The following is a 10,703-nucleotide window of genomic DNA, read 5'->3' on the forward strand; positions in this document are numbered from 1 at the left end:
CCAAGTCGAGCAAAGATTTGGGTGAGAATTGGGTCATTCCCTAAATACGAAACTCAGAGGATGTGCAAGTCATGGAAAACGTTCCACGCAGAACCGCAGTTTCTACCACAGTACTCGTTGGAATCGTCGTGGTCGTCCTTGTCGTGGCCGCGGGGGCCTATTACCTCTATCAGCCAAAGACCGGTACCTCCACCACGAGCACCACACCCACAACATCGACCACATCGACGCGCACCACAGTCGCAGTCTCCATGATACTCAACGGAATGACCAGCGCAGGCTTCTACAACAACCAGGTTGTCACGTTCGCTTACACCAAGGACTACACCTGCACCCCGGCCCTGACCAAGTACGCCACAAACCAGACCGAAGCCAACCTAGCCGCAGCGAAGACGGCCTGTGAGGTAGGTGGAGGCAACAGCACCGCGTTGGCCAACGCGGCACCGGTGTTCATCCTGGTCCCGGCCTATGCAGGGCTCTCGATCTTCGGGGTACCAGCCCTTGGCGCCACGAGCCAGGGCTACCCGACCTTCAACCACCAGCTCGTCTTCACCCAGTGCGGAGCCGGCGGGTCGACAGCAGCGTGCTCCGACCATCCGACACTGATCTACTCCCCATACTTCACAGCAGTCGAACAGCACATCGGCATCTACCAGGGCTACGGAGGGCTCCCTGAAGGCGTCCTTCCAACCCCGTCTCACGACCATGTAGTCGACTACTCGGGCGGCCCGAGCATCCCCTGGGATGTCATCACCGTCTTGGTCTTCGACCCCAACATCATGCCTGACGGCGCTACCGGCCAGTGCCACCAGCTGGTCAACTCGAACGCGACCAGCGCGACAGGCAACTGCCTGACCTCGTTCTCGGCGATCGCAAAGGCCATGGCGACTCACACTACCGCTAACGCCAACGCCAACAGCACCCAGAACGACCCCATCTACAACACCCTGGGCGGACCCAACGCACAGGTCCTGGTCCCCGGCGTAAACGTCGTCAGCGACAACTCGCCTACGAACACCAACCTCTTCCTGTACTTCAGCGTCGCATCATCCAACCCCTATCCATGAGCTGTAAAAGTGGCGAGCACCCGCTCGCCGCCTTCTTTGTTTCAAGCTCAAGCTTTTTGTCATCGATACCCGGTTGATTGGCCGTGGCGAGTATCCCATTTGGGGCAGAGCTCAATCTCGGAATTCAGGTCGTCTCCCTAGCGATCATACTGCTGGGGCTGCGCTTCGCCATCAAGACCCACAAGGCCTTCGCCCAGGGAAAGGAAGACGGTGCAAAGATGGAATGGCGGCACAAGAACTTGATGACCTCGGCGGTCATTCTCTCCGGTCTGGGAGCTGTGGTATGGATGATACCAAACTACTTCTTCGGATGGTTCTACACCAATGCGGGATTGGACTATGGGACGGGAGGCTATCCCAGCTATTACACGACCTTCGGGACGGTCAACCCTCACTGGTACCTCATCGATTTCATGGTCGGAATCGGGAGCCTGACGGCCTTTCTGGGCGTGTATCTCGTGCTCAGGATGCGCTGGAGCAAGTTCCCGGAGAGGCTCAAAGTCCAAAACTTCAGGAGGGTGATGATCGCGGCCTGGGGCCTCTGGTTCGTCAACATAATCGTAGGCTTCGGAGTCTTCTACTACTTCGCCTACCTCGTAACCGGATAGCCGACAGCGATTCCCAAGGTCAGGCGTAGTGCTGCTGCCTCAGCCAGGAATGAATCGCCAGCGACGCGATCGCTTCCATGGTCGTCCCCCTCTCCTCTGCGGCCCTGCGCAGCCCGTCCGCGACCCTGGGGTCGAGAAGGAGATCTAGCTTGACCGCATGCAGGTAGGAGATCTCTTTCCTGATATCCTCGACGGGCCTCTGGGGTGCCATCACGAAGTGGCTCACCACGCTCTCCGCCTCGGGCCCCGGAAGGGGCGCTATGGTCTCCGCCAGCTCCCGCATCTTGGATACCCGCTCTCTCTTCGGAAGATCCTGCACCGAAGGCGATTCTTCTGCCCTCTGAAGGAACGTAGCGTGTTTGACCGGCAGAACCCCCTCCCTCCTCTCCTGGGCCAGAGGTGACTGCTTCACAGTGATGTCTGAACCCGACTCCCTCCTTATGTTCCGCACCGCCTCGACAGCGCTTATTCTGTCCTCGATGTACCTCCTCGACTTGCCGATGGCCTTCGAGAGCTGCTCGACCGTCCCATAGACGCGCGGGTTGAGCTTGCGCAGGGAAGTCATCGCATCGTATTCCTCTTCAGGCTCGATGTCCCTCCGATGGATGTTCTCCACCAGCGACACGATTATCGCGTCTTCATCCGTCATCGGCCTGACGACCGCAGGCATCCGCTTCAGCCCGGCAATCTTGGCCGCCTCGAACCTCCTCGACCCCACTATCAGCTCGTAGCGGCCGCCAACCGGCCGGACGAGGACTGGCTCCAGAATCCCCTTCTCCTTGACGGAATCAACCAGGTCCCCGACTTCCCCTGGGGTCTTCCGCACGTTGGTCTTCCCTACGAAAAGCTTCGAAATCTCGACCAGCATCACTGTCCCGGTCTGCTCCTTCCAGCCCTGCTGAGCGGTGGTGAACCTCGCCAACCTGCATCGAGTTTCGCCGCGCAGGCTCTTAAAAGTATCCAGACATCAGGAATCATGCCGAAGCGTCGCCCATTCGTTAAATATCGAACCCCTCACATGATTCACCATGGACTTCCGGTCCCTGGGGAAATGGGGCTACGCGGGCGAAACCGTGGTCTTTGTCGCCCTGGCTCTATCCCTCTTCTACACCAGTGCGACCTATGCGACGAGCTCTTCAAGTTCAGTCGCCAATCCAACCCTGAGTCACCTGGTCTCTTATCTCACGACCCTCGCCGTCGCGACGCCTGGGGCCATTGTGGGCCTGGCCTGGTTCAGTGCCGGACGCGGCGGTCGCTCGACCCTCTTCAAGGTGACCGGCGTCTTCGGGCTGATCACTTCAATCGGCGGGGCTGCCTATGTCCTCTGGCTCGGTGCCGGCTTCCTGAACCTTGTCCCCGCCTCGCCGTCCACCTCCCTGGTCCTGACCTCTGCAGGCTCGACCCTCCAGACGCCTACTCCACAATTCCTGGGGGCGCTGCTGACGTTTCTGCTTCTCGGGGTCGCGGTGTCAATCGTCGCCGTCAGCTTCGTGGTGACCGAGATCGTGAGCTTCTTCTCCGCCAAGGGAATCTTCGGGGTGAGATATTTCAGATATGCCGCGTGGGGAAGGATTATCGCAATCATAGCGGGCGGGGTGATACTCCTAGTCGTCTTCTTCGAGGCGGTGCTAGCCTACGCGCTCTCAACGACCTCGCCCAACCCTTCAGGGGATGTGTTCCTCGGTCAGGCCCTGTTTGCAGGATACGGGGCGGCCCTGTTGCTCTGGGCCATACCAGAGATGCTGGCCGCCTTGGCCTTCCGGGCAATCCCGACGCCCGAGGCGCCCCTGTCCCCAGCGCCTATTCCAGTTTGACCTTGCTCCTGTAGGCGTCGATGTCCAGGAAGCCGTGGCCGCTGATGTTCATGAGGATGCACTTCTCCTCTCCCTTTGCCTCTGCCTTCTTCGCCTCATCGATGGCTGCCCTGACGGCGTGGGCCGACTCCCCGGCGATGAGCCACCCCTCGGTCTCGAGGAAGATCCGCGCGGCATCGAAGACAAGAATCTCATCGCTCGGATAGGCTACCGCCCTGATCAACCCCTTGTTCTTCAGGGCGCTGATGATCGGCGCTGCCGCGTGGTACCTGAGGCCGTCCGACTTGATCGGGGTCATCGAAGTCTCATGCCCCAGGGTGTACATCATGAGCAGAGGCGTATGCCCTGCCGTGTCCCCGAAGTCATACCTGTACTCCCCCTTGACGAGGTTCGGCGCTGCCTCAGACTGGGCCGCCAGGAACTCGCATTCCCTCTTCTTCTGCAGAACCTCCCCCATGAACGGGAGCGCGACCCCTCCGAAGTTGGAACCTCCTCCCAGGCATCCTATGACCAGGTCGGGGGAGTCGTCGACGCTCTCGAACTGCTTGATCGATTCAAGCCCTATGATCGACTGGTGAATCAGGACGTGGTTTAGGACCGAGCCCAGGCAGTAGGCTCTGTCGGGACCGAAATCAGTGTACTCCAGCCCTTCGGAGACCGCGATTCCAAGTGAGCCAGGGTGCTTGGGGTCCTTCGCCAGGAGACTCTTTCCAAACGCAGTCTGGTCGCTCGGGGACGGGTAGACCTTGGCCCCGTACAGCTGCATCAGGGTTCTCCTCTCTGGTTTCCAGTCGTAGACGGCCCTGACCCAGAAAACGACCGTGCGAAGCCCAAGAAGCGAAGCCGCGTAGGCAAGGGCCGTCCCCCACTGCCCCGCTCCCGTCTCTGTGACCAGCATCCTCTTCCCTTCTTTCGCCGCGTAGTAGGCCTGAGGGATGGCAGTGTTGACTTTGTGCGAGCCGGTCGGGCTCAGGTCCTCCCTCTTGTAGTATAACCTCACCTTCTTGAGGCCGAGCTTCGCCTCGAGGCGCTTTGCCCTGTACAGAGGCCTGGGCCGCCCTGCGTGGATGTACAGCTCCATGACCTCGTCGGGTATGTCAATCCAGCTCGAGGTAGACACCTCCTGTTTCAGGCATTCGCCCACCAACCGCTTCTTCAGAGCCTCCATCCTCGACTCTCCGTCCCCGGGCTCCTTTGGGGGCGGAAGGCCTCCCGGGATTTCAGGGACGATGTTGTACCACTTCTTCGGAAGCTGGTCGGGCGGGAGGATTATCTGGTCGATCTCCATCGCGGCGTATGTACAATTATGTACATTGTAAACCTAGCGCAGTGTCGCTTAGTCTAATTACCACCGAGTAGACGGTTGACCATGACCCGCGAGCTGGCCATCGAGGTCAATGGCCTGGTGAAGCGCTTCGACGAGAAGCTGGCCGTGGACGACATATCGTTCGAAACAGGCCGCGGCGAGGTCTTCGGCTTTCTCGGGCCGAACGGCGCGGGCAAGACCACGACCATCAAGATTCTGACTACCCTCCTCCAGCCAACCGCAGGCCAGGCCTCGGTCCTAGGCCATGATGTCAGGACCCAGGGAAAGAAGATCCGCGAGCGCATCGGCGTAGTGCAGCAACAGGACAGCTTCGACCAGGGCCTCAAGACGGAGACCAGCATGGACATCTACGGCCTCGTCTGGGGCGTCCCAAAGGTTGTGAGGAGACGAAGGATCGACGAACTGATCCAGCGCTTCGGCATGGAGGAGTTCAGAAAGACGCCCTGCGTGGACCTCTCCTCCGGACAACGTAGGAGGCTACAGGTCGCCCGCGAGTTCGTCCACGACATGGACCTCCTCTTCCTCGACGAGCCTACGGTGGGCCTCGACGCCATCGTCAGGAGGAACGTGCTGGACTTCTTCAAGGAGAAAGTGAAGGACGGCCTCACCATCTTCTTCACCACCCACATTCTCGAAGAGGCAGAGTACCTCTGCAACAGAATAGCGGTCGTCAACCACGGCAAGATAATTCAGACCGACACCCCGCAGAACCTGAAGCGCAGGTTCGGGAGCACCAAGGCAGTCGAATTCGGGCTCCTCGAAGGGGTCTCGGAGGAACTGGCGGAGAAGCTCAGGTCGCTGGGTGCAGTCTCGAAGCTCTCCCTGGAGGAGTCAGGGAGCTACCGGGTAACCACGTCCCGGCCAGAAGTGGTCATACCTGAGATCTACAAAGCGTCTGAGAGCCTAGGTCTTACTGTCTCCTCGATCTACATCGCCGAGGCGACCCTCGAAGACGCATTCATCTCTCTGGTTACGGAAGGAGGGAACGGAAGATGAACGTCTATGCCCGGCTCGTCTACAGGAACCTGAGAGCGAACCTGGACAGGATAACCGTCTTCTTCGAGCTGATCTTCCCTCTCTTCTTCATCTTCGTCCAGGGGTTCGGCCTTGGGGGAATAATCCCCCCTTTCGACGTAGGTGGAGTCAAGCTGACCTACCCGCAGTTCCTCGCGGCGGGAGCGGTCACCCTAACCGTGATTAACTCGGGGACCAACGCTGGTACCCAGCTCTGGTACGACAGGAAGAACGGCATGTTCGAACAGATTCTGATGGGCCCGTTCACCCGCGCCCAGTACATTTTCAGCATAATCCTCGCTACCCTCCTCATCGGACTGGCCGGTTCTTCCTTGGTCTTCCTCATCGCCCTCCCAGTCCTCGGCGTCAGCCTATCGGTCTCCCCCTTTGGCGCCCTTATGATCTTCCTGGCTATCTTCCTGGGCACCATGTTCTTCGGCGCCTTCGCCATAGCCATCTCGGTGGTCCTCCGGTCCTCGGAGACCTTCCAGATAGTCTCGACCTTCGCGTTCTTCGTCTTCCTCTTCGTCTCGACGGTGTTCTTCCCCGCCAACCTCGCTCCGGCCGCCATCCGGACGGCGAGCATCCTGAACCCCCTTACCTACGCGACGGACCTGTTCAGGGCGGGCCTCTTCTCGGCATTCACTCCCTTCAACCTGATAGAGCTAGGAGTGCTGGCGGCCGAAACCATCGTGATGTTCGTCCTCGCCGCGGCCGCCTTCAGTCGCATACGCGTCTGAAACGCCGGCCCAAACTTTATACTCGGCGTCCCAGCCAATTCTCTGAATGCTCAACAAGGAAGAAATGGAGAAGCTGAAAGCGAAGCTCGACAAGGAGTCGGTCAACGTCTGCTTCAACAAGGGAACCGAGATGGCCTTCACCGGCAAGTACTGGAATGACCACGACAAGGGGACCTACCACTGCATCGTCTGCGGGACGCCCCTCTTCAGTTCGGACACCAAGTTCGAGTCAGGGACGGGCTGGCCCAGCTTCTTCCAGCCGGTCGCCAAGGACAGCATCAAGGAGGACGCCGACCGGAGCTTTGGGATGGTAAGGACCGAAGTTTCCTGCGGGAACTGTGGCGTCCACCTCGGCCACGTCTTCGACGACGGGCCCAGGCCGACGGGGTTGAGGTACTGCATCAACTCGGCAGCCCTCGTCCACGAGAAGGACATGCCGAAGTCCTCCTAGTGGGGAGCCTCCCGCCGCCCAGCGACTGGACTTGGGCTGCTTCAGGGGCTTAATATCGACCTCGAGCATGTGGGCTCGCAAATGAATCCTTCTGATAAGTCATCACCCCTGCTACAGCCCGTCCGCGCCACTTCGAGCCCGATGGATTCCATGGCGAAGTGGATTCCCCTGGCAGACGACGTCACCTTCTGGCTCGCAGTCAACATCGTCCTATTCCTCTGCGTGGGGATCTTCCAGTTGGCCAACGGCTACGGGCCTGGCACCTTCTACTCGGCCGGCGCGATCATCCTCGCGGTCATCTACCTGTTCTCTGGATGTGGCGCAAGACGAACGCGAAGATGGCCCATCAGTGGATCATGATACTGGCGGGTCTGGCTGTACTTGGCGACCTAGTTGTCATCGCCTGGGTCTCAAAGGGGTCCTTCTCGGGAACGAGCGCCCTGCTCGGCTTCGCAGGAATCATGCTGGCTCGGTCGACCTACAAACAATCCAGAGCCTGAGCGTAGCACCGGAGGGCCTGCATCCTCCTTTTTTCGCCCATCCCAGGCTGCCTGGTCGACCTCAATCCGTCTCATGAGAGAACAGAAGACCCGTCCCTCCCGATATAACCTCCCCATCGAGACCTCTGTCCGGCCTCTCCCCGGACCCTCTCATGCGGCTCAAGATTGCTTCACCAAAAAGGGGCCGTGTTTAGACAGTCTATCCCTTAGGGAGCCTCGGGCGGCCTTTTGCCAGAGAACCCTTGTCTTCCCTCTCTCCCCGCCGCGGTTCGGCCCACCTAGGCCGGAGGCCCGCCAGCCTCCCCCACATGGCCCTCCGCCCCAAGGGCCTGGTCTCCAAGAAAGAGCGCAAGGTCGAGTTCGTGATTTCGCAGGTCCCTCACAGGAAGCAGAGGTACGAGACCATCGGGGACTGGATACCCGGGAAACCCGCGGAGATCAGGGTCAGCAAGATGAAGGACCAGAGATACGTCTTCCTCGTCGCGCTGCACGAGATGATCGAGTACGAGCTCTGCAAGAAGAACGGCATCTCCGACAACGAGGTGGTCGCATTCGACGTGAACTTCGAGGCTGAAAGACGAAGAAGCATCCATGCCATCGACGCCGAGCCAGGAAACGACCCGAGGGCTCCCTACAGGGACGAACACGACTTCGCAACGATGATAGAGATGATGGTCGCCCAGAAGCTGGGTGTGAAGTGGTCCGACTACGAGAAGACTGTCCTGGCCCTGGGTCCTAAACCGCGGAAAATCCTGGTCAGGCCGCTTCAGAGGGAACGGGCCAGGTCGCGGCGCCAAGAGCTCTGACCGCATCCGCGATCTCTTTCCACCTCGGGTCCTTGAGGAACACCCTCTCCTGGGGTGCTATGCCGAAGCCGAACAGCTTCGGATCGCGTTGCCCGATGCCTTTCTTCATCCACGCAAACCCCTCGTCCAACCGACCAGCCAGCAGCATCACAGAACCGACGTCCGCAGGTCTCACGTTTCCCCCCTCGGGCCCCGCTAGCAGTTCATCGAGCATCTTGCTTGCAGCATCCATGTCCCCAGATGCAGCCAGAGTCCAGGCGAGATTGAGCTTCGTGGCGCCGTTTTCCTCCAGTTCCACCGCCTTCTTGGCATCTTCGATTGCCTGGGGATAGTTCAGCTCACAGACGTAGACGTAGCTCCTCCAATAGTAGCTTAGGGCGTACCCAGGATTCGTCCTGATCAGCTTGTCGAGGACATCGATTGCCTCGCGGCGCTCACCTCTGAGGGCAAGGTAGAGGGCTACCGTCCCACCCATAGGGCGGGAATAGGGGTCCAGGTCGAACGCCCGCCTTTCCAGCAGGTACCCCTCCTCGTACCTGCCCATGCTGAAAAGGAGGAGCGAGTACCAGTGCGCGGCATAGGCCAAGTTAGGGCTGAGCTCCAGGGCCCGCTTGAACCGCGCTTCCGAGCCTTTGAAGTCCCATTCCTGACTGAGGGCCAGGCCCAACGAGGCGTGTGCTTCCGCGAGCGAGTCATCAAGCTCAAGCGCCTGGAGGGCATGATGCTTGGACAGCACCAGGGCGTCGGCCTGAGGCATGAACCCGTAGTCGCCGAGGACCGAATAGCTGTCCGCCAGGCCGGAATAGGCCATTGCGAAGTTTGGGTCGATCTTGACCGCGTCTCCGAAGTACTTCAAGGCCGTCCTGACACCCTCCTCGGTCCGCTCGTTCCAATAGAAGCGCCCCTTCAGGTACAAGGTGTAGGCGTCGGGGTTGACTGTCCTGCGCCTCTCGATGCTCTCTTTCTCCTTTGACACGAGCTGTACCTTGAGTGCTTCTGCGACCTGACCCGCGATGTCCCCCTGAATCTCAAAGACGTCAGTCAGGTCGCGGTCGTAGCTCTGGGCCCAAAGGTGCTTGTCATTCCCCGCATCGATCAGCTGGGTCGTAATCCTGACCCGGTTCCCTGCCTTCCTGACGCTCCCCTCCAGCACGGTGCCTGCGGAGAGCTCCCTCCCAATCTCCCCTATGGAGACTGTGGTGTCCTTGTATCTCATCACCGAGGTCCTCGAGATCACGCTGAGCTCTCCGATTCTGGAGACGGTGGAGATCAGCTCCTCGGTCATGCCGTCGGCGAAGTACCTGTCGTTGGGGTCGGCGCTCATGTTGGTGAAGGGAAGGATTGCGATTCTGTGGGGGTCGAGCTTCTGGCTGTCACCGGTGGACGATTCCGAGGCCATCATCACCTTGTACACCTCGACGGGGTACCCGATGTTCTTAAGCTCGCGAGAGCCCATCATTGATATCCTGAAGGGAACCTTCCTCTCCACCTGGTCCACCACCTGGCGGGTCAGACAGACTCCTCCGGGCTCGGCCAGGGGCTGCACCCGGGCCGCGACGTTGACCGCGTCTCCGAGCACGTCCCCGCCCGAATGAACTATGTCCCCCACGTGGATTCCCACTCTGATTACCACCCTCTCCTCGGGCTTCCTTCCCGCGTTGAACTTCCCCATCTCGTTCTGGCAGTCGACGGCGCAGGTCACTGCCTCCACCGCGCTAGCGAACTCCACCAGGAATCCGTCGCCGGTAGACTTCACGACCCGCCCGTTGTGCCTGGAGAACAAAGGCTGCAAGAGACCGGAGTGCTCCCCCACAAGCTGCAGCGCCCTCTTCTCGTCCCTCGAAGCCATGGCGGAGTATCCCACCACGTCGGTGAACATGATGGCACCCAGCCGCCTTTCCCCCTGGCTCTCCATGATCCTCGAAGAAGTCACAAGCCCCTCCCCACTTTAAGGTTGAGCCGGCATCTGGGAAGAATCCCTGCAAATCGGACTCGGTGGGTTTAAATTAGCAACTGCCTCTCGCGGGTTGAATGGCAGGCCCCGACGTCATCTCGATGATCGGCTCCGTCCCCTTCTTCGGAAGCCTCGACGAAAAGAACAGGAAGGCGCTCGTCTCCCAGGGGAAGGAACTTTCCTACAAGCCCGGAGACGCCATCGTGAACGAAGGTACCATGGGTGTTGGCTTCTTTCTTATCACGGAGGGCAAGGCCGAAGTGAAGAAGGGGGGAAAGGTTCTCGCGACCCTATCCAAGGGCCAGTTCTTCGGGGAGATGTCGCTTATCGACGAGCAGCCTCGGTCGGCGGACGTGGTCGCGACCCAGCCGACGAAGTGCTGGGCCCTCACCTCCTGGGCGTTCTCCGCCCTGGTCAAGACA

Annotated in this window: 13 protein-coding genes; 10 read left to right on the forward strand and 3 right to left on the reverse strand. The window is 60.0% G+C overall.

The window, feature by feature from the left end; all coding sequences use genetic code 11:
- The first annotated feature begins 71 nt into the window (after positions 1-71).
- Both OK438_08825 and OK438_08830 read left to right on the forward strand, forming a co-directional pair.
- Positions 72-1,067 carry a hypothetical protein gene (locus OK438_08825; protein MDA4125528.1) on the forward strand — a complete coding sequence of 332 codons (996 nt, stop codon included), beginning with the start codon at positions 72-74 and terminating at the stop codon, positions 1,065-1,067.
- Positions 1,068-1,144: 77 nt separating this feature from the next.
- Positions 1,145-1,675, forward strand: coding sequence for a hypothetical protein (locus OK438_08830; protein MDA4125529.1), 531 nt, complete (start codon positions 1,145-1,147; stop codon positions 1,673-1,675).
- Positions 1,676-1,694: 19 nt separating this feature from the next.
- Here the strand turns inward: OK438_08830 and OK438_08835 are convergent, their stop codons facing one another.
- On the reverse strand, positions 1,695-2,597 hold the full coding sequence (locus tag OK438_08835) for a ParB/RepB/Spo0J family partition protein (protein MDA4125530.1): 903 nt from the start codon (positions 2,595-2,597) through the stop codon (positions 1,695-1,697).
- Positions 2,598-2,703: 106 nt separating this feature from the next.
- Between OK438_08835 and OK438_08840 the strand changes: the two genes are divergently transcribed.
- Positions 2,704-3,489, forward strand: coding sequence for a hypothetical protein (locus OK438_08840; protein MDA4125531.1), 786 nt, complete (start codon positions 2,704-2,706; stop codon positions 3,487-3,489).
- Here OK438_08840 and OK438_08845 read toward each other — a convergent pair.
- Positions 3,476-4,777 carry a TrpB-like pyridoxal phosphate-dependent enzyme gene (locus tag OK438_08845; GenBank protein ID MDA4125532.1) on the reverse strand — a complete coding sequence of 434 codons (1,302 nt, stop codon included), beginning with the start codon at positions 4,775-4,777 and terminating at the stop codon, positions 3,476-3,478. The two genes, OK438_08840 and OK438_08845, sit on opposite strands and share 14 nt — an antisense overlap.
- 81 nt (positions 4,778-4,858) lie before the next feature.
- Here OK438_08845 and OK438_08850 point away from each other — a divergent pair, with 81 nt between their 5' ends.
- The 6 genes from OK438_08850 (at position 4,859) to OK438_08875 (ending at position 8,327) form a co-directional block, all read left to right on the forward strand.
- Positions 4,859-5,812: an ATP-binding cassette domain-containing protein gene (locus OK438_08850; GenBank protein ID MDA4125533.1), complete on the forward strand. Its 954-nt coding sequence runs from the start codon at positions 4,859-4,861 to the stop codon at positions 5,810-5,812.
- Positions 5,809-6,570 carry an ABC transporter permease gene (locus OK438_08855; protein ID MDA4125534.1) on the forward strand — a complete coding sequence of 254 codons (762 nt, stop codon included), beginning with the start codon at positions 5,809-5,811 and terminating at the stop codon, positions 6,568-6,570. The genes OK438_08850 and OK438_08855 overlap by 4 nt, the downstream gene beginning before the upstream one ends.
- Positions 6,571-6,616: 46 nt before the next feature.
- Positions 6,617-7,021, forward strand: a complete 405-nt coding sequence (gene msrB, locus OK438_08860; protein ID MDA4125535.1) for a peptide-methionine (R)-S-oxide reductase MsrB — start codon at positions 6,617-6,619, stop codon at positions 7,019-7,021.
- Between the two features lie 81 nt (positions 7,022-7,102).
- Positions 7,103-7,381, forward strand: a complete 279-nt coding sequence (locus tag OK438_08865; protein MDA4125536.1) for a hypothetical protein — start codon at positions 7,103-7,105, stop codon at positions 7,379-7,381.
- Positions 7,360-7,521: a hypothetical protein gene (locus OK438_08870; protein MDA4125537.1), complete on the forward strand. Its 162-nt coding sequence runs from the start codon at positions 7,360-7,362 to the stop codon at positions 7,519-7,521. The genes OK438_08865 and OK438_08870 overlap by 22 nt, the downstream gene beginning before the upstream one ends.
- A gap of 242 nt (positions 7,522-7,763) precedes the next feature.
- A complete protein-coding gene (locus OK438_08875) occupies positions 7,764-8,327 on the forward strand; it encodes a hypothetical protein (GenBank protein ID MDA4125538.1) in 564 nt (187 codons plus the stop codon).
- On the opposite strand, the gene OK438_08880 is transcribed toward OK438_08875, so the two are convergent.
- Positions 8,278-10,242: an adenylate/guanylate cyclase domain-containing protein gene (locus tag OK438_08880; protein ID MDA4125539.1), complete on the reverse strand. Its 1,965-nt coding sequence runs from the start codon at positions 10,240-10,242 to the stop codon at positions 8,278-8,280. The two genes, OK438_08875 and OK438_08880, sit on opposite strands and share 50 nt — an antisense overlap.
- A gap of 116 nt (positions 10,243-10,358) precedes the next feature.
- Here OK438_08880 and OK438_08885 point away from each other — a divergent pair.
- On the forward strand, positions 10,359-10,703 hold a 345-nt coding region (locus OK438_08885), incomplete at its 3' end, for a cyclic nucleotide-binding domain-containing protein (protein MDA4125540.1).

It is taken from the genome of Nitrososphaerota archaeon (assembly GCA_027887005.1).
Lineage (GTDB): Archaea > Thermoproteota > Nitrososphaeria > Nitrososphaerales > Gagatemarchaeaceae > UBA183.